This window comes from Streptomyces sp. NBC_00988, from assembly GCF_045162645.1.
Taxonomy (GTDB): Bacteria; Actinomycetota; Actinomycetes; order Streptomycetales; family Streptomycetaceae; genus Streptomyces.
The window spans coordinates 7,559,534-7,585,985 of record NZ_CP108730.1; the positions used below are offsets into that span (position 1 = coordinate 7,559,534).

The 26,452-nt window shown below is 69.4% G+C and carries 24 protein-coding genes; 17 read left to right on the forward strand and 7 right to left on the reverse strand.

The genetic code is table 11. From position 1 onward, the window contains the following. Positions 1-60: 60 nt before the first annotated feature. Positions 61-1,401, reverse strand: a complete 1,341-nt coding sequence (locus tag OG496_RS34925; protein ID WP_405973737.1) for a polysialyltransferase family glycosyltransferase — start codon at positions 1,399-1,401, stop codon at positions 61-63. Beyond that, positions 1,401-2,381: a glycosyltransferase family 2 protein gene (locus tag OG496_RS34930; protein ID WP_366490356.1), complete on the reverse strand. Its 981-nt coding sequence runs from the start codon at positions 2,379-2,381 to the stop codon at positions 1,401-1,403. Before OG496_RS34930 ends, OG496_RS34925 begins: the two co-directional genes overlap by 1 nt. 198 nt (positions 2,382-2,579) lie before the next feature. On the opposite strand from OG496_RS34930, the gene OG496_RS34935 reads away from it, so the two are divergent. From OG496_RS34935 to OG496_RS34960, 6 genes are all read left to right on the forward strand, one after another. Then, positions 2,580-3,890 (forward strand): DUF6716 putative glycosyltransferase, encoded by a 1,311-nt coding sequence (locus OG496_RS34935; RefSeq protein WP_366489357.1) that lies wholly within the window; start codon positions 2,580-2,582, stop codon positions 3,888-3,890. Between the two features lie 47 nt (positions 3,891-3,937). Beyond that, complete coding sequence (locus OG496_RS34940; RefSeq protein ID WP_405976768.1) at positions 3,938-5,239, forward strand: cytidylyltransferase domain-containing protein; 1,302 nt, start codon at positions 3,938-3,940, stop codon at positions 5,237-5,239. Positions 5,240-5,253: 14 nt separating this feature from the next. Further along, entirely contained in the window at positions 5,254-6,192 is a 939-nt protein-coding gene (locus OG496_RS34945; RefSeq protein WP_329256252.1) for an N-acetylneuraminate synthase family protein, read from the forward strand. Positions 6,193-6,240: 48 nt separating this feature from the next. Beyond that, positions 6,241-7,329 carry a hypothetical protein gene (locus tag OG496_RS34950; protein WP_366489360.1) on the forward strand — a complete coding sequence of 363 codons (1,089 nt, stop codon included), beginning with the start codon at positions 6,241-6,243 and terminating at the stop codon, positions 7,327-7,329. Positions 7,330-7,568: 239 nt separating this feature from the next. Then, positions 7,569-7,700, forward strand: a complete 132-nt coding sequence (locus OG496_RS34955) for a hypothetical protein (RefSeq protein WP_405973738.1) — start codon at positions 7,569-7,571, stop codon at positions 7,698-7,700. A 30-nt stretch (positions 7,701-7,730) separates the two neighbouring features. Further along, complete coding sequence (locus OG496_RS34960; protein WP_405973739.1) at positions 7,731-8,603, forward strand: hypothetical protein; 873 nt, start codon at positions 7,731-7,733, stop codon at positions 8,601-8,603. Here OG496_RS34960 and OG496_RS34965 read toward each other — a convergent pair. Then, on the reverse strand, positions 8,579-9,262 hold the full coding sequence (locus OG496_RS34965) for a class I SAM-dependent methyltransferase (protein ID WP_405973740.1): 684 nt from the start codon (positions 9,260-9,262) through the stop codon (positions 8,579-8,581). The two genes, OG496_RS34960 and OG496_RS34965, sit on opposite strands and share 25 nt — an antisense overlap. 231 nt (positions 9,263-9,493) lie before the next feature. On the opposite strand from OG496_RS34965, the gene OG496_RS34970 reads away from it, so the two are divergent. The 8 genes from OG496_RS34970 to OG496_RS35005 all read left to right on the forward strand — a co-directional run bounded on the left by OG496_RS34970 (position 9,494) and on the right by OG496_RS35005 (position 19,421). After that, complete coding sequence (locus OG496_RS34970; protein ID WP_366489363.1) at positions 9,494-10,723, forward strand: amidohydrolase; 1,230 nt, start codon at positions 9,494-9,496, stop codon at positions 10,721-10,723. Between the two features lie 288 nt (positions 10,724-11,011). Continuing rightward, positions 11,012-12,052 (forward strand): BMP family protein, encoded by a 1,041-nt coding sequence (locus OG496_RS34975; protein ID WP_405976769.1) that lies wholly within the window; start codon positions 11,012-11,014, stop codon positions 12,050-12,052. Positions 12,053-12,280: 228 nt separating this feature from the next. Further along, positions 12,281-13,339, forward strand: coding sequence for a BMP family ABC transporter substrate-binding protein (locus OG496_RS34980; protein ID WP_366489364.1), 1,059 nt, complete (start codon positions 12,281-12,283; stop codon positions 13,337-13,339). Between the two features lie 267 nt (positions 13,340-13,606). Further along, positions 13,607-15,256: an ABC transporter ATP-binding protein gene (locus OG496_RS34985; RefSeq protein ID WP_405976770.1), complete on the forward strand. Its 1,650-nt coding sequence runs from the start codon at positions 13,607-13,609 to the stop codon at positions 15,254-15,256. Then, positions 15,253-16,380, forward strand: a complete 1,128-nt coding sequence (locus tag OG496_RS34990) for an ABC transporter permease (protein ID WP_366489365.1) — start codon at positions 15,253-15,255, stop codon at positions 16,378-16,380. Before OG496_RS34985 ends, OG496_RS34990 begins: the two co-directional genes overlap by 4 nt. Continuing rightward, entirely contained in the window at positions 16,377-17,639 is a 1,263-nt protein-coding gene (locus OG496_RS34995) for an ABC transporter permease (RefSeq protein WP_399386744.1), read from the forward strand. The genes OG496_RS34990 and OG496_RS34995 overlap by 4 nt, the downstream gene beginning before the upstream one ends. Beyond that, the gene (locus OG496_RS35000) at positions 17,636-18,046 is read left to right on the forward strand and encodes a cytidine deaminase (protein ID WP_405973741.1); all 411 of its coding nucleotides are present in this window, start codon (positions 17,636-17,638) and stop codon (positions 18,044-18,046) included. Before OG496_RS34995 ends, OG496_RS35000 begins: the two co-directional genes overlap by 4 nt. A gap of 97 nt (positions 18,047-18,143) precedes the next feature. After that, positions 18,144-19,421, forward strand: a complete 1,278-nt coding sequence (locus OG496_RS35005) for a thymidine phosphorylase (protein WP_405976771.1) — start codon at positions 18,144-18,146, stop codon at positions 19,419-19,421. A 146-nt stretch (positions 19,422-19,567) separates the two neighbouring features. On the opposite strand, the gene OG496_RS35010 is transcribed toward OG496_RS35005, so the two are convergent. Then, positions 19,568-20,488 (reverse strand): AEC family transporter, encoded by a 921-nt coding sequence (locus OG496_RS35010; protein WP_405973742.1) that lies wholly within the window; start codon positions 20,486-20,488, stop codon positions 19,568-19,570. Positions 20,489-20,588: 100 nt separating this feature from the next. On the opposite strand from OG496_RS35010, the gene OG496_RS35015 reads away from it, so the two are divergent. Then, positions 20,589-20,984: an STAS domain-containing protein gene (locus tag OG496_RS35015; RefSeq protein WP_405973743.1), complete on the forward strand. Its 396-nt coding sequence runs from the start codon at positions 20,589-20,591 to the stop codon at positions 20,982-20,984. On the opposite strand, the gene OG496_RS35020 is transcribed toward OG496_RS35015, so the two are convergent. Together OG496_RS35020 and OG496_RS35025 are read right to left on the reverse strand one after the other, a co-directional pair. Next, entirely contained in the window at positions 20,868-21,884 is a 1,017-nt protein-coding gene (locus tag OG496_RS35020) for a sigma-70 family RNA polymerase sigma factor (RefSeq protein ID WP_366489370.1), read from the reverse strand. The genes OG496_RS35015 and OG496_RS35020 overlap by 117 nt on opposite strands. A gap of 139 nt (positions 21,885-22,023) precedes the next feature. Continuing rightward, the gene (locus OG496_RS35025) at positions 22,024-23,313 is read right to left on the reverse strand and encodes an MFS transporter (protein WP_405973744.1); all 1,290 of its coding nucleotides are present in this window, start codon (positions 23,311-23,313) and stop codon (positions 22,024-22,026) included. Between the two features lie 63 nt (positions 23,314-23,376). Between OG496_RS35025 and OG496_RS35030 the strand changes: the two genes are divergently transcribed. After that, positions 23,377-24,333, forward strand: coding sequence for a LysR family transcriptional regulator (locus tag OG496_RS35030; protein WP_405973745.1), 957 nt, complete (start codon positions 23,377-23,379; stop codon positions 24,331-24,333). Between the two features lie 57 nt (positions 24,334-24,390). Here the strand turns inward: OG496_RS35030 and OG496_RS35035 are convergent, their stop codons facing one another. Beyond that, positions 24,391-25,155 (reverse strand): prolyl oligopeptidase family serine peptidase, encoded by a 765-nt coding sequence (locus OG496_RS35035; RefSeq protein ID WP_405973746.1) that lies wholly within the window; start codon positions 25,153-25,155, stop codon positions 24,391-24,393. A gap of 113 nt (positions 25,156-25,268) precedes the next feature. On the opposite strand from OG496_RS35035, the gene OG496_RS35040 reads away from it, so the two are divergent. Continuing rightward, positions 25,269-26,435 carry an adenosine deaminase gene (locus OG496_RS35040; RefSeq protein ID WP_405973747.1) on the forward strand — a complete coding sequence of 389 codons (1,167 nt, stop codon included), beginning with the start codon at positions 25,269-25,271 and terminating at the stop codon, positions 26,433-26,435. Positions 26,436-26,452: the final 17 nt, after the last annotated feature.

A 26,452-nucleotide genomic window follows, 5' to 3' on the forward strand; every position in this document is an offset into this window, starting at 1 on the left:
TTCACCGGCGACACACAGGGGTCTCCTACATGTCGCCCGGATGAACAATTTGAATGGACGCTAACGTCCGGACAAAGCACGGGCGCGACGCGCGATCCGCCGAACCGTCTGGTTGCGCGGGATGAACGACAGTTGTGCCGGTACGGCCCCGGGCAGCGCCAGCGCGGTCAGGCGCCGGCGTTTGAAGTAGCGCCACGTGTGCGGGTTCAGGTGGGCCGAGAGGTAGCGCTCGGCGTCCTCGCGCAGCCGGGGGTAGATCCTGGGCTGCATCGCGAAGCCAACTGCCTTGAGCAGTCCGGACAGTTCGTCCACGCGCTCCGGCGACGGCATCCGCCAGTCCGTCACCGCCTTCTTGTCGGCGAGGTCGGGCAGCACGTCGTCCACGATGGTCAGCGGCACCCGGTTGCTGTTCTGGTACGGCGCGAGCCGGGTCAGCAGGGTGTCCGTGCCGACCCGCGCGACCGGGATGTCGTACAGGCCGGCGGCGGTGAACAGCGCGGTGGAGAAGCAGCCGACGACCAGGGCGGGACGCATCCGCTGGAAGGCGACCTCGGCGAGCACCGGCCGGTCCAGCAGGGTGAGGTGAGCCCCCAGCTTCTTCGCCTCGTCCTCCAGCAGGCGCGACCAGCGGGAGGGCGCCACGGGGTGCGGCTTGAACACCAGCTCGCGGTGGCCGAGCGCCACCGCGCCGCGCACCATGCGCAGATGCAGCTCCTCCTCCTGCTGGTCGGTGAGGATGCCGAGCGCGGCGAGGTACTGGCCGAGCAGCAGGGCCGGTTGACCCTCGACGGCGGGCAACTCCTCCTCGGACTCGGCGAGTTCGCCAAGTACCTTGAGGAAGGCTTCTGTTGGCACCAGTTCCGGCGGGACGCCGAACTCGGTGAGCAGCAGCGGGGTGAGGCCCGGGACGAGATCGAGGTGCAGCAGCCGCTCGATGCGGGTGCCGACCAACGGGTCGATCTTGTCGCGCGTGGGGCCATAACTTATGAGGCCGTCCGCGTAGACGTCGACCGGGGCACCGGTGAACAGCTGGCACAGCGCGAGCGACGGATTGACCTGGACGGACTCCACGGCGAGCCGGATCTCGTCGTCGCCCAGCTTCCACAGCAGCCGTACGTACCGCTCCCACATCGGGACGTCGTCGCCCCGGGGGCTCCAACCGCTCGGGTGGAAGGGGGAGATGGTCTCGTTCCACGACAGGACGTCGTCGAAGCGCCCGCGCAGCTGGTCGAAGCCCGGCATCGAGTCCACCGACGCGGTGGTCTCCGGGTTCGCCGCGTTGTTGGTGATCAGCAGCAGCCGGCGGTCGGCCTCGCCGAGGAGCCCGGCGTCCAGCGCGGCGGCCAGCGTCGCGGCGCCGTACAGCGTCGACGCGCACAGGATCTGGGTGGTGCGGGGCATCAGGCGGCCACCGTCCGGGCCGAGGTGGGACGGCGGCGCAGGCGCCGCAGCCGGCTCGCCCGCTGGGGGTCCATCGAGTCCATTACCTCCGCCAGAACATCCTGCGGCATGCGCTTGAGCGCGGCGGAACTCAGTGAACGCAGTTTTCGAGCCACGGCGGGTTCGAACCTCTCGATCGATCCGAGATGATGAGCCATGATCGCGCAATACGTGCGCACTGCTTTGGGCAGCAGTTTATCGGCGTCGCGGTCAGCCGCCGTCTCCTCGATTACCTGGTCGAACGCACGAATGAAATCGAGCTGCCGCACGTCCCCGATCTGGGTCAGCGACGAGGCGACACCGCGCCGGTAGAACACCCCGAGCAGTCCCACCGTGGCGAAGGACTCCGCCTCCCGGTGCAGCTTCCAGATCCACGGCCGGTCCTCGGCCGTGCGCAGCCCGTCGGTGAAGTGCAGCAGGCCGCGGTCGACCAGTCTGCGGTGGTAGATGCCCGCCCAGGCGTAGGCGTAGTCCACGGAGGTGGAGCGGTCGGCGGGCAGGATCGCGTCCCGCGGGTTCAGCACCACACCGCGCCGGCCCTGCGGCACCCGGGCGATCGAGCGGGCCTTCGCCGTGCACACCACGTGGTCGGTGCGCACGAAGTCGCAGCCGAGTTCCTCGATGGCGGCGAGCAGCCGCGGGAAGTAGTCCGGGGCGAGCCAGTCGTCGCCGTCCAGAAACGTCAGATACTCGCCACGTGCCTTGTCGATGCCGGTGTTGCGGGCGGTCGCCAGCCCTCCGTTCTTCTTGTGTCTGACATGCACGACGCCTGGCAGCTCCCGCTCCGCGCGCGCGAGAATGTCAGGTGTCTCGTCGGTCGAACAGTCGTCGACGAAGATGAATTCGAAGTCCTCCCGTGTGTTCGCACGCAGGCTCTTCAGGGTGTCGGGCGCGTATTGCTGCACGTTGTAGAACGGCACGATGACGGAGAGCTTGACCACCCGCATGACGTTAGAGGGCGCTCCGTCATCGGTCTTTACCATTGGTTTGATGTCGGGTGAACGCCACGTGGCGAACCTGTGAACCAGGAATTTTTACGGCCCCGCCACGCCCTGATTCGCCATTCGGCGGTGTGCTGTTAACCGTTTGTTGCCTTCTGGTTGGGCCGAACAACGGAATGGCTTCCTAGCGTCTTCGGTGTGCCAGCAAGTGCAACGCAGACCCTGCGAGTCGCCGTCCTCGCGGATTCCGACACCCGGTGGAAATGGGGTTCGCTCACCGCGAACCGCATCGCTCCGCCGAATTCGGACATCTCTTTGGACGGGTACCTCCTGCGGGGTCGTGCCACCCCAACAGCCCGCCAGCTGAAGGAAGTCGGCGTCACCGCCGACTCCCTCCGCGAGGTGACCGCCGTCGAGTTCCTGCGCGCCATGGAGAAGGAGCCGTACGACATCCTCGTGCTCTCCCTCGTCGGCGGCGGGGTCCAGGCGATGCTGCACGGTCTGGCCCGCGCCTGGGACGGACGCACCAAGCGCCCCGTGGTCGTCACCGGCTATGTCGGCGTCGTCTACGAGAAGCTCACCGACGGCCTCCTGCTCCGGCACGGCGCGGACCTCGTCCTCGCCAACTCCCGCCAGGACGCGGACCGTTTCAAGGCGGTCTACGACGGGGTCGGCGCCGACTCCTCGACGGTCACCGAGGTCGCCCTGCCGTTCCTCGGCGGGGACGCCTACACCGGCGAGCACGACCCGTACACGGTCGTCTTCGCCGTGCAGCCCTCAGTGCCGGACAATCGCCGGGACCGCGACTACCTGCTCAACAGGGCGATCCAGCACGCCCGTTTCCACCCGAACCGCGAGGTGCTCCTCAAGCTGCGCTCCAAGCCGGGCGAACACACCACGCACATCGAGGAGTTGCCCTACCAGAAGCTGGTCCAGGGCAAGGACCTCCCCGCCAACTTCAGCCTGGTGTACGGGCACATGGGCGACGTCCTCGACCGCACCGACCTCCTGGTGACCATCAGCTCCACGGCCGCCCTGGAGTCCCTGCACCGCCGTATCCCCACCGTCGTGCTGACCGACCTCGGCATCCGCGAGGGGCTCGGCAACCACCACTTCGTGGGCTCCGGGTGCCTCGCCTCCTGGGACCAGCTCGACGCCGGGTACAAGCCGGTGCCGGACGCGGAGTGGGTGGCGCGGCAGGGCGTCGCCGCCGAGGGGTCGTACGAGACGGCCTTCGACGCGGCCCGGGAGCGGATCACGAAGCTGCTGGCCGGCGCCGACATGCCCGCCCTGAAGCCGTACTACACGCCCGAGACCGCCCCCGGCTATCTGCCCGGCATCCTCGCCCGCCACCACCTCGGCCCGGACGGCACCCCGCTGCCCGGCGCCCCGGCCGCGGACAAGGCGCCAGGGCCCGTCCGGCAGATCGTGCGCCGGGCCGCGCGCGGCGCCTACCGCCACGGCGTGCAGCGCGTGGCGCCCGTCATCCGCCGGATGGGGGAGCTGTGAACGCCAAGATTCCCGCTCAAGGAGCACATCCCATGGGAGTAGAGCCCATGTCCAACTCGCAAGCAGGGCAAGGCGCTTCGGTGCGCCGGGTGCTCGCGGTGATCCCCGCGCGCGGCGGCTCCAAGGGCGTCCCCGCCAAGAACCTCGCCCCCGTCGGCGGCGTACCGCTGGTCGCCCGCGCCGTCCGCGAGTGCCGCGCCAGCCGACTGGTCACGGACGTCGTGGTCTCCACCGACGACCAGGCCATCGCCGCCGCAGCCCGCCAGGCCGGCGCCGAGGTCGTGCTGCGCCCCGCCGCCATCGCCGGCGACACGGCGACCTCCGAGGCCGCCGTCCTGCACGCCATGGACGCCCACGAGGCGCTGCACGGCTCCGCGGTCGACGTCGTCCTGCTGGTGCAGTGCACGAGCCCCTTCATCGTCCGCGAGGACGTCGACGGCATCGTCAACGCGATCGTCGCGAACGGCGCCGACACCGCCCACACCGTCGCCCCCTTCCACGGCTTCGTGTGGCGCGACGCCGACGACGAGGCGACGACGGTCGTGGAGCCGACCCGCACGGGTGAGGTCGGGGGCGCCACGAAGGTGGCCAACCCGCCTGTCACCAGCGGCGGTTACGGCGTCAACCACGACAAGTCGTTCCGCCCGCGCCGCCAGGACCGCCCCCAGGACTTCCTGGAGACCGGCGCCGTCTACGGCATGGACGCGGCCGGGTTCCGCAAGGTCGGCCACCGCTTCTTCGGCCGCACGGAACTCGTACGGACCGACCCCGCCCGCGTGTTGGAGATCGACGATCCCCACGAGCTGGCCAGGGCACGGGCGTTGGCCCCGCTCTTCGACGCGGACCGCCCCGGTTCGCTGCCGACCGCCGACGACATCGACGCGGTCGTACTCGACTTCGACGGCACCCAGACCGACGACAGGGTGCTGATCGATTCCGACGGACGGGAGTTCGTCTCCGTGCACCGCGGAGACGGACTCGGCATCGCGGCCCTCCGCAAGACCGGCCTGAAGATGCTGATCCTGTCCTCGGAGCAGAACCCGGTCGTCGCCGCCCGGGCCCGGAAGCTCCAACTCCCGGTCCTGCACGGCATCGACCGGAAGGACCTCGCACTCAAGCAGTGGTGCGAGGAGCAGGGCATCGCGCCGGAGCGCGTGCTCTACGTCGGCAACGACGTCAACGACCTCCCGTGCTTCGCCCTCGTGGGCTGGCCCGTGGCGGTCGCGAGCGCCCACGACGTCGTACGCGGCGCCGCACGCGCGGTCACCACCGTGGCCGGTGGCGACGGCGCTGTCCGAGAGATCGCCAGCTGGATCCTCGGCCCCTCTCTCGATTCCCTCACCAAGTAAGGAAACCCGCTGTCATGAGCAACAACTCCCGTCTGCGCCAGTTCGGTTCGAAGACCGCAGGTCCCGGCCACCCCGTCTACGTCGTCGGCGAGATCGGCATCAACCACAACGGTGAGCTGGAGAACGCCTTCAAGCTGATCGACGCCGCCGCCGAGGCCGGCTGCGACGCCGTCAAGTTCCAGAAGCGCACCCCGGAGATCTGCACCCCGCGCGACCAGTGGGACATCGAGCGCGACACCCCCTGGGGCCGCATGACCTACATCGACTACCGCCACCGTGTGGAGTTCGGTGAGGACGAGTACCGCCAGATCGACGAGTACGCCAAGTCGAAGAACATCGACTGGTTCGCCTCCCCGTGGGACACCGAGGCCGTCGCCTTCCTGGAGAAGTTCGACGTCCCGGCCCACAAGGTCGCCTCCGCGTCGCTGACCGACGACGAGCTCCTGCGCTCCCTCCGCGCCACGGGCCGTACGGTCATCCTCTCCACCGGCATGTCGACCCCGAAGCAGATCCGCCACGCGGTCGAGGTCCTCGGCAGCGACAACATCCTGATGTGCCACGCCACTTCGACCTACCCGGCGGTGGCCGAGGAGCTCAACCTCCGCGTCATCAACACCCTCCAGGCCGAGTTCCCGAACGTCCCGATCGGCTACTCCGGTCACGAGACGGGCCTGCAGACCACCCTCGCCGCGGTCGCGCTCGGCGCCACCTTCGTCGAGCGTCACATCACCCTCGACCGCGCCATGTGGGGCTCGGACCAGGCCGCGTCGGTCGAGCCGCAGGGCCTGACCCGCCTCGTCCGCGACATCCGCACCATCGAGGCCTCCCTCGGCGACGGCGTCAAGAAGGTCTACGAGTCGGAGCTCGGCCCGATGAAGAAGCTGCGCCGCGTCAACGGCGTGGTCGCCGAGGCGGAGATCGCCGCGGCCGCGGGCGAGCCGGTCTCGGTCTGAGTCTGAGCCATTAAGCGCCACTTACGGTCACGGGACGGTCGTACGACAATGAGCCCCCACGCCGGCACCGCCGGCCTCACCCCCCACACTCTCGCGTTCGTGGAGAGTCCGGTGCAGCTTCTGAACGTGCTGGAGTGGGCGCACCTCCGTGCGCCCAGGGCCGAGGCGGCACCCGGCGGGGGGCTCACCCTCGTGGTCCTGTCGCCGACCGACCCTATGACCCGCGGCCAGCTGCGCCGCATGGCCGACCTCGCCCGCGACGAGGGCCACACCGTGCGCTGGGAGGAGGCGCGGGGCGGACCACTGGCGCCCTTCCAGACCATCGGCGGCCTCACCCGGCTCCTCCGCAGGGCGGACCGGATCGTCATGGGAGACCCGTTCTCGCGGTATGTGCAGTTGTTGCTGACGATCACCAAGGCACGCGAGCTGGTGGTCGTGGACGACGGCACCGCGACGATGGAGTTCGTCGCCCAGCTCGCCAGCGGCGAACGCCTGGTCCGCTGGCACCGCAAGGGCGGCCGCCCCGGCCCCCGCGACCTGATCTTCGCCCCGGTCTCCTCGGCGGCCCGCCGCCGCCTGACCCCGAGCGCCCGCCGCACGGTGGAGATCTTCTCCTCCATGCCGATCGAGACGACTCCCGAGGGCGTCACGATCACCCCGAACGCATTCGCCTGGACCCGCGCCACCTTCGGGCCGCCCCGCATCACCAAGGGCGCGGACATGGTCGGAACGTCCCTGGTGGAAACGGGAGTTGTCGACAACGACCGCTACCTGGAGGCCGTAGCCGCCCTCGCCAAGACCCACGGCGCGACCCGCTACTTCGCCCACCGCCGCGAAAGCACGGAGAAACTCCACCGGTTGGCGGTCGAGACAGGCCTGGAGATCGTCCGCCCGGACCTCCCGCTGGAGTTGATCGCCCGCCGGGGGCCCATCGGCCGCACGATCCTGAGCTTCCCCTCGACGGTCGTCCACACCTTGCCACTGGCCTTGGTGGGCACGGAAGTCCGGGTCGCGGTGTGCGACATCGACCCCGCATGGCTGACCGAGAACGCCTCGCCCCGGGCGCAGGGGTTCCTGTCGGGGGTCACGGGGACGGCGCGGGACGTGCATCGGTTGTCGGCGGTGACGGCGGCGTAGGGCGAAGCGCTCCGATCCCCCGGTCAAGGGGCGCTGTTCACCCCTTGGAGGGAAAGACTCCGGTCGTGGATGGCCCGGGGCGACCCGTGGACCCGAGACTCCTCAGAGGACTGTGGCCGTCCCCTGACGCAGGGTGTCCCGGGTGTAAAAGGGGAACTGCGACAACAACCGGGCCAAGGTCTTCAACTGCCTCTACGAGTGGTACACCGACAACACCTGGCGGCAGCAGCAACCGTACGGTGGCGCGCCGCGACTGCGGCACCGCCGACCGCACCTCGTGGCGCAACCATGTGGACGTCGACGTGATCGGCGAGATCGACACCGCCGAGAAGCCGATGAACCAGGCCGACGTCAACTGCCGGGTGGGCTGAGCGGCATCGCAGCGAGCCGAGGAGGACCACGTGCCAGAGCGTGAAGCCGACCCACGACCAGGAATCGCGCCTACGACCACTCCCACCGCCGGCACCCTGTTCGCCGCCCTCTATGGCGAACTGACCCCCCACGCCTGGCACGATCCCGACTCCGAGCACGACGCGTATCAGCTGTTCCACCGGCGGTCGCTCGCCATGGGCTGGCTGGAGGACCGGGCGGTCATGATCTCGGGGCGTACCGGCGAGGAGCGTCCGGTCGGTGGTCCGGGGCTCTGGGCCATGAACGACGCCGGGTGGACCCACCCCGGGGCCGGGCCGGGCGCGGGGCTCGTCTCCTGGTTCCAGGTCGAGGCCGGCGCGGTGGCGGCTGAACGGCCGTTGCCCGTCCAGCCGTTCCTGCGCTGTGCCCAGGACGTGACGGCGCGGGTCGGCACGCCACGGCTGACCTCGGTGCAGGTGTTGCTGCCGGTGCAGGGGATCGACCCGGGGGCACGGCCGGCCTACGCCGCCGTACCGTCGATGCTGACGACCGAGTGGTTCGGCGAGCGCGACCCGGGGACGAAGACCCCGGTGGATGTCCACATCGACAGCGGGCGCGATCCCGTGATCCCAGCCGTCGCACGTCAACTCGCCCAGGATCTGCGGGACTTGGAGCAGGACGTGTTCACGTGCGGGGACGACGAGGTCACCGCGCGGGGCGAAGCCATTCCGCCGCTGTTCCACGACAGCTTCTGGAACGGGCCGCCCCTGCACGGCATGACACTGCGCGGCGAACTCGCCGAGTGGTCCTGCGACGCGATCGGCTGGCTGGCAGCGGCCGTCGCCGACTGTGCCGCCCGGCTCGGGGTCCGGTCACCCCTGTTGTTCAGCGTTCGTGTTCATTCGGACGGCGACGGCTTGTGAGCCAGGGCGAAAGCCCGCCCCCACTTCTGCTGCCCCTGAGGCTCGACCCGGGCCTGGGCGTAAAGGCCCAGGCCCGCCTCCGTGAGGTACGTGGCGATCTCGGCCGGGGTGCGGAAGTAGTAGTCGAGGGAGATGTCCTGGCCGTAGCGCTCGGTCATGTGGATGTGTTCGCCCTCCGAGGCCTGGAACGCGAGCAGGACGTAGCCGCCCGGTCGTAGGACCCGGTGGAACTCCGCGAGGACGCCGGGCAGGTCGGCGTCCGGGATGTGGATCGTCGAGTAGAGGGCGATGACGCCGCCCAGGGTCGCGTCCGGTACGTCCAGGGCGGTCATCGAGCCGACCCGGAACCGGAGTTGGGGATGCGCCTCGCGGGCCAGCGCCACCATGTGCGGGGAGATGTCGATGCCGAAGGCCTGGAGGCCGAGGGCGTTCAGGCGTGCGGTCACATAGCCGGGGCCGCTGCCGATATCGGCCACCTGCGCCTCGCCCGCCGCCGCCGTGCGGACGAGCTCGGCGAAAGCGGTCAGGAGGGCGCTCTCGACGGGGCCATCGCCCAGGCCGTCCGGATGCTCGGCGCCATACGCGGGCGCGATCGCGTCGTAGGAGGAGCGGGTGGCCTCTATGAAGTCCGCGGTCAGATCCGCGTTCGGGTCGGTCACGTCGGCGGACCCTACCAAGGGACACGTTGGGTAACCATGTCCGTGATACGGACGGGACGAGCCGTGCCGGGGTGAGGCGTGGTATCCCAGAAGGAGCAGGGAGTCTACCCATCCCCACTAGCAGCTATGCGGTCGGCGGTCAGATTTTCTTCGACTAACGGGTTGAACTTTTGTTGATCGAGGGTCAGTTGACCACCCGGGCGCCCTACCCTTCAGAGGGTGAAGCAATTGATGTCACCAGAGTCCGAGGCAGAGTCCGAGGCCGAATCCGTCGGGAATGTGCTTCCGGGCACCCTGTCGGAGACCTTGCGTGCCGAACTCGTCGCGTTCCGGCGGGACTTGCACATGCATCCCGAGCTGGGCAACCAGGAGTTCCGGACCACCGCCGCGATCAAGGCGCGGCTGGAGCTGGCCGGTCTCGAACCCCGGGTCCTCGCCATGGGCACCGGGCTCGTCTGTGACATCGGACCCCGCGACACCGCCGTACCCATGCTCGCGCTGCGCGCCGACATCGACGCCCTGCCCATCCCGGACACGAAGAGTGAGTGCGCGTACCGCTCCACCGTGCCCGACCGCGCCCACGCCTGCGGCCACGACGTGCACACCACCGTCGTGCTCGGCGCCGGTCTCGTGCTGGCCCGGCTGCACGAGCAGGGACTCCTGCCGCGGGCCGTACGGCTGCTCTTCCAGCCCGCCGAGGAGGTCCTGCCCGGCGGTGCCACCGACGCCATCGAGTGCGGGGTGCTCGACGGGGTCGGCCGGATCATCGCCGTGCACTGCGACCCCAAGGTCGACAGCGGGCGGATCGGGCTGCGCATCGGCCCCATCACCTCCGCCTGCGACCGGCTGGAGGTCTCCCTGGACGGCCCCGGCGGCCACACCGCCCGGCCGCACCTCACCACCGACCTCGTGACCGCCGCCGCCCGTGTCGCCACCGACGTGCCCGCGATCGTCGCCCGAAGGATGGACGCGCGCAGCGGGGTCTCCGTGACCTGGGGGCGCATCGAGTCCGGCCACGCGCCCAACGTCATCCCGCAGCACGCCGAGCTGTCCGGCACCGTACGGTGTCTCGACCTCGACGCCTGGCGGCAGGCGCCCGACATCGTGCACGCGGCGATCGACGAGGTCGCCGGGCTGCACCGGGCCAAGTCCGCGATCACCTACGTGCGCGGGGTCCCGCCCGTCGTCAACGACGCGCTCGTCACCGAGCTGCTCCGGGACGCCATGACCGCGCGCCGCGGACCGCTCTCCGTCGAGGACACCGAGCAGAGCCTGGGCGGCGAGGACTTCTCCTGGTACCTGGAGCACGTGCCCGGCGCCATGGCCCGGCTCGGCGTCCGCACCCCGGGGGAGCGGACCGTACGGGACCTCCACCAGGGCGACTTCGACGCCGACGAGTCCGCGATCACGGTCGGCGTGGAGCTGTTCACCGCCGCCGCGCTGATCGACGGCGCGATCTGAACGGAACGTCTTGGCTCAGGTGGCCGTAGGGGCGCCCGTTCGGTACCCCTACGTCCCCTTGTGTCACCCGGGTGTAACCACCGGCGCGTGAACGTAACGCGGCGGCGGCACGATCCGGTAACGGCAAGGAGAAACCCCGTTCCCCTCCTCGTCTACGCGCGTTACTGTGCGCGGAAATCGCCACAGAGGCGGCGGCTTGGGGAAGCGGTCCGGTGACGGTGCCGTGGGGACGAAGGAGTGCTTGCTGTGCGTCAGACATCTCGGAGGACGAAGTTCTCCCAAGCTGCGGTGGCCGTAACGGTCATCGCCCTCGCGGCCACCGCCTGCGGTAGCTCCAGCAAGGACGCCGACAAGGCGAGCGACACCTCGTCGTCCTCGTCCGGCAAGTACACCGGCAAGGGCATCGGCCTCGCCTACGACGTCGGCGGCAAGGGCGACCAGTCCTTCAACGACGCGGCCTACGCCGGTTTCCAGAAGGCCGAGAAGGAGTTCAACATCTCCGGCCGCGACATCGAGCCGCAGGACAACGAGTCCGACGCGGACAAGGTGCAGCGCCTGGAGAGCCTGGCCACGGCCGGCTACAACCCGGTGATCGGTGTCGGCTTCGCCTACGCCCCCGCCGTCAAGGAAGCCGCCGCGAAGTTCCCGAACATCACGTTCGGCATCATCGACGACGAGCAGGACAAGGCCGCCAACGTGGCCGACCTCGTCTTCCACGAGGAGCAGTCCTCGTACCTGGCGGGCGTCGCCGCGGCCAAGGCGACCAAGAAGAACCACATCGGCTTCATCGGCGGCGTGGACGTCCCCCTCATCCACAAGTTTGAGGCCGGCTTCGACCAGGGCGCCAAGTCCGTCAACCCGAGCATCAAGATCGAGTCGCAGTACCTGACGCAGACCGCGGCACAGGGCGGCTTCTCGAGCCCCGACAAGGGCAAGGACGCGGCGAGCGGCCAGATCGACGCGGGCGCGGACGTCATCTACGCCGCCGCCGGTCTCTCCGGCCAGGGCGTCATCTCCGAGGCCTCCGCCAAGGGCATCTGGGCCATCGGCGTGGACTCCGACCAGTACGAGCAGGCGGCGCTGGCCAAGTACAAGGACGCCATCCTCGGCTCGGCGCTGAAGAACGTCGGCGGCGCCGTCTACGACCTGGTGAAGTCGGTCTACGAGGGCAAGCCCAAGACCGGCGTGATCCGCTACGGCCTCGACAACGACGGCGTCGGCTTCTCCGACACCAACCCGAAGTACAAGGCCATGACCGCCGCCGTCGCCGCGGTGGACAAGGCGAAGGCGGACATCATCTCCGGCAAGATCACCGTCAACACCAAGTAGTACGACGCTCCATGACGAGGGTCTTTTACTAGCCCCTCCGGGCATCGTTGCAGCCAGGCGCCCCTTGCCTCCCGCAAGGGGCGCCTGGCTGTCCGTACGCTGGCCACCATCTGTGGCCACAGCTCTATAACGGACCGGACAGATGGGGTTTTCCGTCTGGTCTACGCGCGTTACGCTGCGGCGGAACCAGCGCCTGGTTTGGGCGCTTGCACGAAGGAGTCTCGTTCCATGCGCCGGGTGTCCCGAATCGCGGTTGCAGGCGTTGCAACCGCAGCTCTTGCAGTAACCGTCTCCGCCTGTGGCAGCTCGTCCAGCGAGTCCACGAGCAGCAGCAGCAGTTCCGGCACGTCCAAGGGTATTGGCCTTGCCTACGACGTCGGCGGCAAGGGCGACCAGTCCTTCAACGACGCCGCCTACGCGGGTCTGGTGAAGGCCGAGAAGGACTTCGGCGTCAGCGGCCGCGACGTCGAGCCGCAGGACAACGAGTCCGACGCGGACAAGGTGCAGCGCCTGGAGACCCTCGCCAGGTCCGGCTACAACCCGGTGATCGGTGTCGGCTTCGCCTACGCCCCCGCCGTCAAGGAAGCCGCCGCGAAGTTCCCGAAGATCACCTTCGGCATCATCGACGACAACACCATCACGGCCGCCAACGTCGCCGACATGGTGTTCCACGAGGAGCAGTCGTCGTACCTGGCCGGCGTCACCGCCGCGCTGACGACCAAGACCAACACCGTCGGCTTCGTCGGCGGCGTGGACGTGCCCCTGATCCACAAGTTCGAGGCGGGCTTCGAGCAGGGCGTCAAGGACACCAAGAAGGGCGTCACGGTCAAGGCCCAGTACCTGACCCAGACCGCCGCGCAGGGTGGCTTCTCCAGCCCCGACAAGGGCGAGGCCGCCGCCGACGGTCAGATCGAGGCCGGCGCGGACGTGGTCTTCGCGGCCGCCGGTCTCTCCGGCCAGGGCGTCATCAAGTCCGCCGCCGCGCACAAGGTGTGGGCGATCGGTGTCGACTCCGACCAGTACAACCAGGCCGCGCTGGCCAAGTACAAGCCGTACATCCTCACCTCGGCCCTGAAGAACGTCGCGGGCGCGGTCTACGACCTCTCCAAGTCCGTCATCAAGGACAAGAAGCCGCTGAGCGGCGAGATCCGCGGCTCGCTGAGCAACGGCGCGGTCGGCCTGGCCGACTCCAACCCGACCTTCAAGAACAACGCCACCCTGCAGGCCGCCCTCAAGAAGGCCGAGGCGGGCATCAAGGACGGCTCGATCACGGTCAAGACCTCCTGAACCAACGGTTCCAGGCCAGTCACGACCATGGCCAAAAGAGCGCTGTAATGACAGCGTTACGGCCACGGAACGGGGTGTGGGGAGGATGTCTCTCCGCGCCCCGTTCGCGCGGCAGAATGCTCGGAACGGATCGGATGCCAGACAGAAGACGATCAGGTCCGGGCACTATTTAAAGCAGGGGCGCTACGCGCGTAGAGAGGCCCCTTTCCACGAGGAGAGTTCGCCATCGACGCGTCCAGCAACCCTCCACTCGGCGATCAGTCGACGATCGCGGTCGAGCTGGTGGGGATCACCAAGCGGTTCCCGGGTGTCGTCGCCAACAGCGACATCCGCTTCAGTGTCCGAAAAGGCACCGTGCACGCCCTCGTCGGCGAGAACGGCGCCGGCAAGTCGACCCTGATGAAGATCCTCTACGGCATGCAGAAGCCGGACGAGGGCACCATCGCCGTCGACGGCGAGCTCGTCACCTTCTCGTCCCCCGCCGACGCCATCGCCCGCGGCATCGGCATGGTCCACCAGCACTTCATGCTCGCCGACAACCTCACCGTCCTGGAGAACGTCGTCCTGGGCAGCGAGAAGCTGCACGGCATCGGCGGCGGCGCCCGCAAGAAGATCAAGGAGATCTCCGACCGCTACGGCCTGAACGTCCGCCCGGACCTTCTCGTCGAGAGCCTCGGTGTCGCCGAGCGCCAGCGCGTCGAGATCCTCAAGGTCCTCTACCGCGGCGCCCGCACCCTGATCCTGGACGAGCCCACCGCCGTCCTGGTGCCGCAGGAGGTCGACGCCCTCTTCAGCAACCTGCGCGAGCTGAAGTCCGAGGGCCTCGCCGTCATCTTCATCTCGCACAAGCTCGGCGAGGTCCTCTCCGTCGCCGACGAGATCACCGTCATCCGGCGCGGCACGACGGTCGGCACGGCCGTCCCCTCCGCGACGACCCCCCGTCAGCTCGCCGAGATGATGGTCGGCAGCGAACTCCCCACCCCCGAGACGGCGGAGTCGACGGTCACCGACACCCCCGTCATCGAGGTCAAGGGCCTCACCGTCTACGCCGCCGGCGGCGCCTCCCTCGGCGCCGAGTCCGAGCCCACCGCAGGCGGACTCCTCGGCGACCTCGGCCCCACCGCCGGCGCCGCCAAGCGCGTCCTGGACGACGTCACCTTCACCATCCACGCCGGTGAGGTCATGGGCATCGCCGGCGTCGAGGGCAACGGCCAGACCGAGCTCATCGACGCGCTGATCGGCCTGAAGAACGCCGACTCCGGCTCCATCGGCTTCCTCGGCGACGACATCACCCCCTGGGCCACCCGCAAGCGCCGTGAAAAGGGCATCGGCTACATCCCTGAGGACCGCCACCGCCACGGCCTCCTCCTGGAAGCCCCGCTCTGGGAGAACCGCATCCTCGGCCACGTCACCGAGAAGCCCAACTCGCGCGGTCGTCGGGGTCTCTGGCTCGACATCAAGGGCGCCCAGGCCGACACCCGCCGGATCGTCGAGGAGTACGACGTCCGCACCCCCGGGATCGACGTCACCGCCGCCTCCCTGTCCGGCGGCAACCAGCAGAAGCTGATCGTCGGCCGCGAGATGAGCCACAAGCCGAAGTTCCTGATCGCCGCCCACCCCACCCGCGGTGTGGACGTCGGCGCGCAGGCCGCGATCTGGGACCAGATCCGCGAGGCCCGCCGTGAGGGCCTGGCCGTGCTGCTCATCTCCGCCGACCTGGACGAGCTGATCGGCCTGTCGGACACCCTGCGTGTGATCTACGACGGCAGGCTGGTCGCCGACGCCGACCCGGCCACCGTCACACCGGAGGAGCTCGGCTCGGCCATGACCGGCGCCGCGTCCGGTCACCTCGAACACGTCGAAGAGTCCGCAGAAGACGGCGCCGACGACACCGCCCCGGAGGACGAGGCCCGATGAAGAAGTTCGACAAGGAGCGCGTGCTCCTCGCCGTGGCCGGCCCGGTCATGGCGCTGGTCGCCGCGATCCTGCTGACCTCGGTCGTGCTGCTCGCCTCGGGCAAGAACCCGATCGAGCCGTACAACCTGATGCTCCAGCAGATCGGGTACTCCGACGTCCAGGTGCTGATCATCAACCAGGCGTCGATGTACTACATCGCCGCCCTGGCGGTCGCCCTCGGCTTCCGGATGAACCTGTTCAACATCGGCGTCGACGGCCAGTACCGCCTCGGCGCCGTGATGACCGCGGTCGTCGGCGCGCACGTCGGCCTGCCGGCCGTACTCCAAGTGCCGTTGCTGCTCCTGGTCGCCGTCCTCACCGGCGCCTTCTGGGCCGGGATCGCGGGTGTCCTCAAGGTCACCCGGGGGGTCAGCGAGGTCGTCGCGACGATCATGCTGAACGCGATCGCGACCAGCCTGATCCTCTACCTCACGCAGACCAACACCTGGGGCGTGCAGGTCGGCAACAACATGACGACCGGCATCATGAAGAAGTCCGGCTGGATCCCGGGCATCGACATGGGCTCGGACGTCGGCGAGATCTACGGCCTGGTCTTCCTCGCCGCGATCATGGGCGTCCTGTACTGGCTCGTCCTCAACCGCACCCGCTTCGGCTTCGACCTGCGCGCCACCGGCGAGTCCGAGTCCGCCGCCGCGGCCTCCGGCGTCGACGCCAAGCGCATGACGCTCACCGCGATGCTGATCTCCGGCGGTGTCGCCGGCCTCGCCGGTCTGCCGCTGCTGCTCGGCGACAGCCACACCTACAGCCTCACCTTCCCCGAGGGCCTCGGCTTCACCGCCATCGGCATCGCCCTCCTCGGCCGCAACAACCCCGGCGGCATCGCCCTCGCCGCCCTCCTGTGGGCCTTCCTCGACAAGGCGTCTCCCGCCCTGGACTACGCGACCCCGGTCGCGTACCAGAAGGAGATCGCGACGATCATGCAGGGCCTGATCGTCTTCGCGGTCGTCATCTCGTACGAGGTCGTCCGCACCTGGGGCCTGCGCCGCCAGCAGAAGCGCGTCGGTGAGGAACTCGCCGCTGCCGCCCGGAACAACTCCGAGAAGAAGGAGGTGGCGGCCCGATGAGTACCGCGACCATCGCCAAGCCGCAGGCGCAGCAGCCCGGCAAGGGCGGCCGCCGTTTCTCGCTCCCCGTGCTCCTGCTGATCATCGCGGGCGCCCTGATCCTCACCTCGCTGGTCCGCGTCATCACCGGCGCGGACGGCATCACCTCCACCGGCCAGATGTCCACGGCCCTCAGGGCGGCGGTGCCGATCGGCCTCGCCGGTCTCGGCGGCCTCTGGGCCGAGCGCGCGGGCGTCGTCAACATCGGCCTCGAAGGCATGATGATCCTCGGCACCTGGTTCGGCGCCTGGGCCGGCTACCAGTGGGGCCCGTGGGTCGGCATCGTCTTCGGCATCATCGGCGGCTGCCTCGGCGCGCTGCTGCACGCGATCGCCACGGTGACGTTCAACGTCAACCACATCGTCTCCGGTGTCGCCATCAACATCCTGGCGCTCGGCACCACCCGCTATCTGTCGAAGTTCACCTTCGCCAACACCGAGCAGGGCTCCGCCAAGCAGTCCCCGCCGATCGACTCCCTGGGCACCTTCGACATCCCGGGCCTCTCCACCTGGCTGGACAAGCTCAACGAGAAGCACTGGTTCCTGCTCTCGGACATCGCGGGCCTCATCGGCGGTCTGATCACCGACCTCTCCCCGCTCACCGTCATCGCGGTGGCTCTGGTCCCGGCCACCTGGTGGGTCCTGTGGCGCACCGCCTTCGGCCTGCGCCTGCGCTCCTGCGGTGAGAACCCGGTGGCCGCCGAGTCCCTCGGCGTCAACGTCTACAAGTACAAGTACATCGCCGTGATCATCTCCGGCGGCTTCGCCGGCCTCGGCGGCGCCTTCCTGTCGATCGTCGCGTCCAACGTCTACCTCGACGGTCAGACCGGCGGCCGCGGCTACATCGGCCTCGCCTCGATGATCTTCGGCAACTGGATGCCGGGCGGACTCGCTCTCGGCGCGGGCCTGTTCGGCTACACCGACAGCCTCAACCTGCGCGGCGGCTCCACCAACGTCCACGCCCTGATCCTGCTGATCGGCTTCCTGCTGGTCGCCGGCTGCGCGTACATGGTCTGGAAGAAGCGGTACGTCCCCGCAGGCATCACCGCCGCCGTCGCGGCCCTGATGTTCGTCTGGTACGCCACCACCGACGACGTCCCGACCCAACTGGTCGGCGCCAGCCCCTACATCGTCACCCTGCTGGTGCTCTCGCTGTCCGCGCAGCACCTGCGGATGCCGAAGGCGGACGGCCTGCCGTACCGGAAGGGACAGGGCAAGTGACCTCGTCCGCCACCGAGTTGGCCGTCGACTGGGACGAGCTGCGCGCCGAGGCGCGGGAGGCGATGGCCCACGCGTACGCGCCGTACTCGGGCTATCCCGTAGGGGTCGCCGCCCGGGTCGACGACGGCCGCACGGTCTCCGGCTGCAACGTGGAGAACGCGTCGTACGGGCTCGGCCTGTGCGCCGAGTGCGGGCTGGTCTCCAACCTCCAGCGCACCGGCGGCGGCCGGCTGACCCACTTCACCTGCGTCGACGGCAAGGGCGACATCCTCGTCCCGTGCGGCCGCTGCCGCCAGCTGCTGTACGAGTTCGGCGGCCCCGGCCTGCTGGTGGAGACACCGGCGGGCATCCTGCCGCTCTCGGAGATGCTCCCGCAGGCCTTCGGGCCGGACCATCTCACCCGGTAACTCCCGTACGGCCCCGCCGAGTCGGTCCATTCCCCTCGGCGGGGCCGCACATTTTCTGAACGTTCGGAAGGAAAGCCAAGCCATGGCGCAAGTCTCGATGGACGCCATCTCCGTCATCCGCACCAAGCGGGACCGCGGTGAACTGAGCGACGAGCAGATCGACTGGGTCATCGACGCGTACACCCGCGGAGATGTGGCCGACTACCAGATGGCCGCCCTCAACATGGCGATCCTCCTCAACGGCATGAACCGCCGCGAGATCGCCACCTGGACCGCCGCGATGATCGCCTCCGGCGAGCGCATGGACTTCTCGTCCCTCTCCCGCCCGACGGCCGACAAGCACTCCACGGGCGGCGTGGGCGACAAGATCACCCTCCCGCTGGCCCCGCTGGTCGCCGCCTGCGGCGCGGCCGTCCCGCAGCTCTCGGGCCGCGGCCTCGGCCACACCGGCGGCACCCTCGACAAGCTGGAGTCGATCCCCGGCTGGCGGGCCCTGCTCTCCAACGAGGAGATGCTGCACGTGCTGGACACGACCGGCGCGGTGATCTGCGCGGCGGGCGACGGCCTGGCCCCCGCGGACAAGAAGCTGTACGCACTCCGGGACGTCACGGGCACGGTCGAGGCGATCCCGCTGATCGCCTCCTCGATCATGTCGAAGAAGATCGCCGAAGGCACGGGCTCGCTGGTCCTGGACGTGAAGGTCGGCACGGGCGCGTTCATGAAGACGATCGAGGACGCGCGTGAACTGGCGTCCACGATGGTGGGGTTGGGCACGGACCACGGCGTGAAGACGGTGGCGCTGCTGACGGACATGTCGACCCCGCTGGGCCTGACGGCCGGCAACGCCCTCGAAGTCCGGGAATCCGTCGAGGTGTTGGCGGGCGGCGGCCCCTCGGACGTCATCGAGCTGACGATCGCCCTGGCCCGGGAGATGCTCGACGCGGCCGGCATCAAGGACGCCGACCCGGCGAAGGCCCTGGCCGACGGTTCCGCGATGGACGTCTGGCGCCGGATGATCGCGGCCCAGGGCGGAGACCCGGACGCGGAGTTGCCGGTGGCACGCGAACAGCACGTGGTGAAGGCCTCGTCCTCCGGGGTCATGACCCGCCTGGACGCCTACGACATCGGCATCGCGGCTTGGCGGTTGGGCGCGGGGCGTGCGCGCAAGGAGGACCCGGTACAGGCAGGCGCGGGAGTGGAGATGCACGCCAAGCCGGGAGACGTGGTGACAGCGGGCCAGCCCCTGCTGACCCTGCACACGGACACCCCGGAGCGCTTCGAGTACGCCCTGGAGGCGGTGGAGGGTTCCTACGACATCGGCGCCGAGGGGACCAAGTTCACGGCTTCGCCGGTGGTGCTGGAGCGCATCGCCTGATCGGTGGTTCGTTGTGGGAGAGGGGCTGGGCTTTCACATCCCGGCCCCTCTTGCCTACCTGAGGGGCGCGGGGCTGTGTCAATGTGCGGCTCCGCCACGTGGGCGCGACCAGCCACGACGCACCCGCAGCCAACGAACCACCGAACTCACCCGAGCAGCGCAGCAATCCCCACCAACACCGGCACCGACAACACCGTCGACAGCAGGATCGAGTCCCGAGCCAGCCCCTCACCCACCCGGTACCGACTCGCGTACGTGTACAGGTTCTGCGCGGCAGGCAGGGCCGAGGTCACGACCACGTCGAGCAACCCCGCTCCGCGAATGCCGAACACCGCGACGGCCAACGCCCACGCGATCACCGGCTGCCCCACGACCTTCAACGCGACCGACAGCAACACCGGTTGACGATCCGCCCCCCGCCCCGGCATCTTGCTGCCCCGCAGGGAAATCCCGAACCCGATCAGCACCGCCGGCACAGCCATGTTGCCGATCAGCGTGAGGGGTTCCATCACCGGGTTCGGCACATGAACCCGGCTCGCCGCCACCGCGACCCCCGCGAGCGAACCCACCGCGATCGGATTCCGCAGCGGCGTGAGCAGCCGTAGCCACAACGGCCCCTTCTCGCCCTCCCCCGACAGATCGAGGACCGTCAGCGCGAGCGGGCTCACCACCACGAGCTGGAACAACATCACCGGCGCCACCAGCGAGGCGTTGCCCAGGACGTACGCCGAGATCGGGATACCGAGGTTGCCGGAGTTGACGTAACTCGAACAGAGCGCCCCGATCGTCGTACGGCCGACACCCCAGCCCCGTACGACGCCCACCGCCACGAACAGCCCCGCCACCGCCGCCGTGCTCAGCACCGTCACGAGCAGCCCGCTGGAGAAGATCACCGACAGGTCGGCCCGCGCGAGGGTCGTGAACAGCAGCGCCGGGGACGCGACGTTGAAGGCCAGCTTGGTCAGGACGTCCCGCCCGTGTTCGCCGAGGGAACCGCGCAGCCCGATCAGATAGCCGACCGCGATGACCACACCGATGACCGCGAACCCGGTCAGCACCCCCTGCACGGCACCCCCTCGGCGGCGACGTCGGCGCGCGGGAGGGCGTCGGGTATCCAGGGCGGGGCTGATCCGTGGGGCATACAGCAAACCTAGGCGGTCGCCCCCGATGAGTTACGACCGCCCACCCGGTCTACCGATCGTGGACGCCAAGACACCCGCTGTACTCGTGCCGGCCCGCCCCGTCACCCGTGACGAGGTGGCGGGGCTGTGCGCCGAGGTACGGGCACTGCTGGAGGCGACGCCCGGTGCCGGAGCGGTCCTGGTCGAGATCGAGGTCGTGGGGCCGGGACCGCCGGGGCTCGGTACCGTCGATCTCCTGGCCCGCCTCGCGCTGACCGCCCGCCGGGCCGGTGGCCGGATCAGGCTCCGCGACCCCGCCCCCGCACTACGAGCCCTCCTCGATCTCGTCGGACTCCGCGTCGAGATGGAGGGGCAGGTCGAACAACGGGAACCAGCGCTTCGTGTCCAGGAAGAAGTGGAACCCGGTGAGCCCGCCGTCTGAGATCTCCAGGATCTGGACCGCCCAGGGCGCGTAACCACCCGCCTCGGGGTCCGGCTTGTACTGGGCGAAGCCCGGCAGACCGTTCACCTGCACCGGGATCAGGCGTGAGCCCTCGCAGGCGGAACCGATCGTCGTCATGAAGCCCGTGATGTCGTCGTGGCCGGTCAGCCACAGGTCGAACGGCGGCATCGTCATGATGGCGTCCTCGTGCAGCAGCGCGGTGAGCGCGGCCATGTCGTAGCCCTCGAAGGCCGCGACGTACCGCTCAAGAAGCTTGCGCTGCTCCTCGTCGAGCGGGTCGGACACGGCCGCGTCGGCCGCCTTGTCGTCCCGCTCGGCGAGGGTCGTACGGGCCCGCTGCAGCGCGCTGTTGACCGACGCGACCGAGGTGTCGAGCAGCTCGGCCACCTCGCTCGCCCGCCAGGCCAGCACCTCGCGCAGGATGAGCACCGCCCTTTGTTTGGGCGGGAGTTGCTGCAGGGCGGCCATGAAAGCGAGTCGTACGGACTCCTTGGCCACGGCCGCCTCCGCGGGGTCTGCGACGGTCGGCAGCACGCGCGCGTCCGGCATCGGCTCCAGCCACGTGTTGTCCGCGCGGGGCGACAGCGCGGCCTGCGCGAGGGGGGTGGAGTCGCTGAGATCGACGGGCCGTGCCCGCTTGTTGCCTGCGGACAGCATGTCCAGGCAGACGTTCGTGGCGATCCGGTACAGCCACGAACGGAGACTGGACCGTCCCTCGAACTTCTCGTAGTTCCGCCACGCGCGGACCATCGTGTCCTGTACGGCGTCCTCGGCCTCGAAGGAGGAGCCGAGCATGCGGTAGCAGTACCCGGTCAGCTCGACGCGGTGCTTCTCCAGCCTGACGTCGAGGTCCGTCGTCGTAACAACGCTGTCACTCATGGTCTCGCCCACCCACCCCTGTGGCCGTTCTTCCCTTACCCCGAAACGTAGCGCAGCCCACTGACAATGGCGCGAGGAGTGGATGAACGTGCAGGTCAGGGTGGTTACAGGGCGCCCGGTATCGGTGTGGGCGCCGTCCTCAAACGCCGGACGGGCCGATCGGCGCCAGCCTCTGCTGCGTCCGCGCCGCCCGCGACCCCAGCACAGTGATCGTCATGACACCCAGTACCGCGAGTACCCCCACACCCACCGTCCCGGCCCAGCCCTCCGCGTGGAACGCCATCGCGCCGACCGTGCTGCCGGTGCTGGAGCCGATGTAGTAGGCGGACTGGTAGAGGGCGGAGGCCTGCGCGCGCCCGGTTGTCGCCGTCTTGCTGACCGCCGAGGACGCGACCGCGTGCCCCGCGAAGAAGCCGGCCGTGATCAGGACCAGGCCGAGCAGCACCAGGGGAAGCGAGTCGGCGAGGGAGACCAGCAGACCCGCCGCCGTCGTACCGCCCGCCAGGTAGAGGGCACCCCGGCGCCCCAGCCGACCCACCAGCCGCCCCGCCGTGGACGCCGACACGGTCCCCACCAGATACACGAGGAAGATCGAGCCGATAATGCCCTGCGGGAGGGAGAAGGGGGCCTCGGTGAGGCGGTAGCCGATGACCGTGTAGACGCCGCCGAAGACCGTCATGAACAGCGCGCCGATCGCGTACAGCCGGCACAGCAGCGGGTTCGCGAGGTGGTCGCGGACCGTGCGGGCCAGGACGCGCGGGCGCAGCGAACCCGGCGTGAAGTGCCGAGGGGCTGGGAGCAACAGCCGGAAGGCGATGGCGCAGGCGACCGCGATGACACCGATCACCGCCACGGCGACCCGCCAGCCCCATTCCTGCGCGACCCAGCCGGTGATGACCCGGCCGCTCATCCCGCCGACGCTGTTGCCCGCCACGAACAGGCCGATCGCCGTGACCAGCGCCTTCGGCCAGACCTCCTCCGCCAGATACGCCGTCGCCGAGGCCGGCAGCCCGGCCAGCGCGGCCCCCTGGAGGAACCGCAGCGCCACCAACGCGCCCAGCGACGGCGCGAACGGGACCAGCACCCCGAGGCTCACCGCGACCACCAACGACGCCGTCATGACCGTACGACGTCCAAAACGCTCCGACAGCGCGCTCATCGGCAGGACGAACAACGCGAGCCCACCCGTCGCCGCCGCCACCGTCCAGCTCGCCGCACTCGCCGACACCGCGAAACCGGAGGAGATCAGCGGCAGCAGGGCCTGCGTGGAGTAGAGGAGCGCGAAGGTCGCCACGCCCGCGAGGAACAGCGCGAAGCTCATCCGGCGATAGCCGGGACCACCCGGCGTCAGCCGTGAGTCGGAGTCGGCGTCGGGGACAGGGCTGGCGGCGGCCACGATCGTGGACGCCCCGGTATCGGCGGGAGACATGCTTCGAAGTTACGTACGGCCCCGCTCATCCGTCCAATGCACGGAAACGCCATAATCGTTCCCATGGTGCATCAGTACAGCTCACAGGCTCACCTGTCACCGTCCGGTGACACAGAAGACATCGTCGCGCTGCTCGCGCCCCGCCTCGCGTACTTCGCCGGCGTCGCCCGCACCGAGCACGTCACGCGGGCCGCGCAGGAGATGCAGGTCCCGCAGTCCACCCTGTCGCGGGCGATGGTCCGCCTCGAACAGGACCTGGGCGTCGACCTGTTCGCCCGCAGAGGCCGCACGGTGTCCCTGACCCCGGCCGGCCGCACCTTCCTCACCTCGGTCGACCGCGCCCTCGCCGAAATCGAGAAGGCCGCCGACGAGGTCCGCGCCGACGCCGACCCCGCCACCGGCAAGGTCGCCTTCGGCTTCCTCCACACCCTCGGCTCCGAAACCGTCCCCGGCCTCATCCGAGCCTTCCGCGCCGACCACCCCCGCGTCCGCTTCAGCCTCGTCCAGAACTACGGCGAGGCCATGCTGGAACGGCTGCGCGCGGGCGAACTGGACCTCTGCCTCCTGACCTCCCCGACCCTCGACGCCCCCGACGTCGTGGCCCACCGCCTCGACGTACAGAAACTCCGCCTCGTCGTCCCGGCCGACCACCGCCTGGCCACCCGCAAGCGCATCCGCCTCGCGGAGGCAGCCGACGAGACCTTCGTGACCCTGGAACCGAGCTACGGCCTCCGCAGCATCACCGACGCCGTCTGCAAGGAGGCCGGCTTCCGCCCGAAGATCGCCTTCGAGGGAGAGGAGGCCGAGACCCTGCGGGGCTTGGTGGCGGCAGGGCTGGGGGTCGCGCTTCTCCCTCCACCAGCCGTACCCCGCCCGGGAGTTGCGGAGTTGACGGTCACAGCTCCAAGAGCGGTGAGGGAGATCGGCGTGGCATGGCTGGACGGCCACCCCGACACCCCGCCGGTGGCAGCTTTCAAGCAGTTCCTCCTCGCAAGAAAGGGCAACTTGCTCCCAACGTAGGCGCATCCCCCTAGGGGCGCGGGGAACTGCGCACCTAGGTACAACAGCCCGCACCCCTCACCCCCTGCGAAGCGACCGCCCAAACCCCGCAGCCAACGGCATCCTCAACCCCAACGGCGGCGGAGCCATCAGCGCATCCTCAACAGGCCGCGAGAACGTCCGCCCGAACAACGCCCCCATCACGAAGTCCTCGGCCAGCGCGTGCACTTCCTGCCGGTGCTGATGCAACCCGTGGCCATCGGAATGCACTTCGAACCGGCAGATGTCCCGGTTGGCCTTCTTCGCCCGAGCCGCCAACCGGAACGACAGTTCGGGATCGGTCCGTTCGTCGTTCGTGCCGTGCACGATCAGCACCCGCCGCCCCGCCAGCTGCTTCACCGGTTCGGGTGGCGCGGCCACATCCTGTTCGGGCAGCCAAGGAGCCAGCGCCACCACGGAGTTCACCGCCTCGTGCCCCGCGGAGCGCAACGCCGCCCGGGCTCCCATGTCGATCCCGGTGAGACACACGGGCACGTCCCCGTACCGCCGTACGACCTCCTCCACCGCCCACGCCGCGTCGCGCGCGAGGGACGCCTCGCTGCCGTTCCAGCCGCGGCGGCGGTAGTGGACGACATGCGCGGCGAGCCCGTCACCCGCCCCCGCGCGGGCCAGTCGGCGGCCCAACGTCCGTACGGAGGCCGTCGCCAACATGGGGGAGGGTCTACGGCTGGACACCTCCTCGCCGCCGGGGAGCAGCAGCACCACGCCGCTCACCGAGGTCGGTTCGGGACCGAGCGCTCTCCCCAGCCGGGCCGTCCTGACCGGCGTCGCTTGCTGTGCCATGACAGAACAGTGTCAGAAGTGAGCGTGTACGCCATCCTTCCGCGCGGTCACCGTTACGTATCGACGGATTCGTACAACGGGTGATCTACGCGCGTAGGAGTTAGAGTGCGGAAATGACGAGCCAGAGCACCCCGAACACCCCGACGCCGGACCAGATCCGCCGGGCGCCGAAGGTTCTGCTGCACGACCACCTCGACGGCGGTCTCCGCCCGGGGACGATCGTCGACCTCGCGAGGGACGCCGGGTACACCGGACTCCCCGAGACCGACCCGGACAAGCTCGGCATGTGGTTCGCCGAGGCCGCCGACTCCGGTTCGCTGGAGCGGTACTTGGAGACCTTCTCGCACACGGTCGCCGTGATGCAGACCCGGGACGCGCTGATCCGGGTGGCCCGCGAGTGCGCCGAGGACCTCGCCGAGGACGGTGTCGTCTACGCCGAGGTGCGGTACGCGCCCGAGCAGCACCTCGACGGCGGGCTCAGCCTCGAAGAGGTCGTCGAGGCCGTCAACGAGGGCTTCCGGCAAGGGGAGTCGCTTGCGCGGGAGAGCGGGCGGCGGATCCGTGTCGGGGCGCTGCTCACCGCCATGCGGCATGCGGCCCGTTCCCTGGAGATCGCCGAACTCGCCAACCGGTACCGCGACTTGGGCGGCGGCGGAGTTGTCGGATTCGACATCGCGGGCGCGGAGGCCGGGTTCCCGCCCACCCGGCACCTGGACGCCTTCGAGTATCTGAAGCGCGAGAACAACCACTTCACGATCCACGCCGGTGAGGCCTTCGGGCTGCCGTCGATCTGGCAGGCGCTGCAGTGGTGCGGCGCCGACCGGCTCGGGCACGGGGTGCGCATCATCGACGACATCCAGGTGAAGGAGGACGGTTCGGTCGAGCTCGGGCGCCTCGCGTCGTACGTGCGCGACAAGCGCATCCCGCTGGAGCTGTGCCCCAGCTCCAACCTCCAGACCGGAGCGGCCGACTCCTACGCCGAGCACCCCATCGGGCTGCTGCGCCGACTGCACTTCCGCGCCACGGTCAATACCGACAATCGCCTCATGTCGCACACCAGCATGAGCAAGGAATTCGAGCACCTTGTCGAGGCGTTCGGTTATTCGCTCGACGACATGCAGTGGTTCTCCGTCAATGCTATGAAGTCAGCATTCATTCCTTTCGATGAACGACTCGCCATGATCAATGACGTGATCAAGCCCGGATATGCCGAGCTGAAATCCGAATGGCTGTTCCGGCAGACCGCTTCCACCAGCGGTTCTACGGCCGAAGAGGGCTGAACGAGGTCGAGGGGTGG

Bases quoted from the DNA above. Each gene is read 5' to 3' on its own strand.
- OG496_RS34925 (WP_405973737.1), bottom strand. From the start codon at position 1,401: ATGCCCCGCACCACCCAGATCCTGTGCGCGTCGACGCTGTACGGCGCC.
- OG496_RS35040 (WP_405973747.1), top strand. From the start codon at position 25,269: ATGACGAGCCAGAGCACCCCGAACACCCCGACGCCGGACCAGATCCGC.
- OG496_RS34990 (WP_366489365.1), top strand. From the start codon at position 15,253: ATGAAGAAGTTCGACAAGGAGCGCGTGCTCCTCGCCGTGGCCGGCCCG.
- OG496_RS35025 (WP_405973744.1), bottom strand. From the start codon at position 23,313: ATGTCTCCCGCCGATACCGGGGCGTCCACGATCGTGGCCGCCGCCAGC.
- OG496_RS35030 (WP_405973745.1), top strand. From the start codon at position 23,377: ATGGTGCATCAGTACAGCTCACAGGCTCACCTGTCACCGTCCGGTGAC.
- OG496_RS34980 (WP_366489364.1), top strand. From the start codon at position 12,281: ATGCGCCGGGTGTCCCGAATCGCGGTTGCAGGCGTTGCAACCGCAGCT.
- OG496_RS35015 (WP_405973743.1), top strand. From the start codon at position 20,589: ATGAGTTACGACCGCCCACCCGGTCTACCGATCGTGGACGCCAAGACA.
- OG496_RS34940 (WP_405976768.1), top strand. From the start codon at position 3,938: ATGTCCAACTCGCAAGCAGGGCAAGGCGCTTCGGTGCGCCGGGTGCTC.
- OG496_RS34995 (WP_399386744.1), top strand. From the start codon at position 16,377: ATGAGTACCGCGACCATCGCCAAGCCGCAGGCGCAGCAGCCCGGCAAG.
- OG496_RS34945 (WP_329256252.1), top strand. From the start codon at position 5,254: ATGAGCAACAACTCCCGTCTGCGCCAGTTCGGTTCGAAGACCGCAGGT.
- OG496_RS35005 (WP_405976771.1), top strand. From the start codon at position 18,144: ATGGACGCCATCTCCGTCATCCGCACCAAGCGGGACCGCGGTGAACTG.
- OG496_RS34970 (WP_366489363.1), top strand. From the start codon at position 9,494: ATGTCACCAGAGTCCGAGGCAGAGTCCGAGGCCGAATCCGTCGGGAAT.
- OG496_RS35020 (WP_366489370.1), bottom strand. From the start codon at position 21,884: ATGAGTGACAGCGTTGTTACGACGACGGACCTCGACGTCAGGCTGGAG.
- OG496_RS35035 (WP_405973746.1), bottom strand. From the start codon at position 25,155: ATGGCACAGCAAGCGACGCCGGTCAGGACGGCCCGGCTGGGGAGAGCG.
- OG496_RS34950 (WP_366489360.1), top strand. From the start codon at position 6,241: ATGAGCCCCCACGCCGGCACCGCCGGCCTCACCCCCCACACTCTCGCG.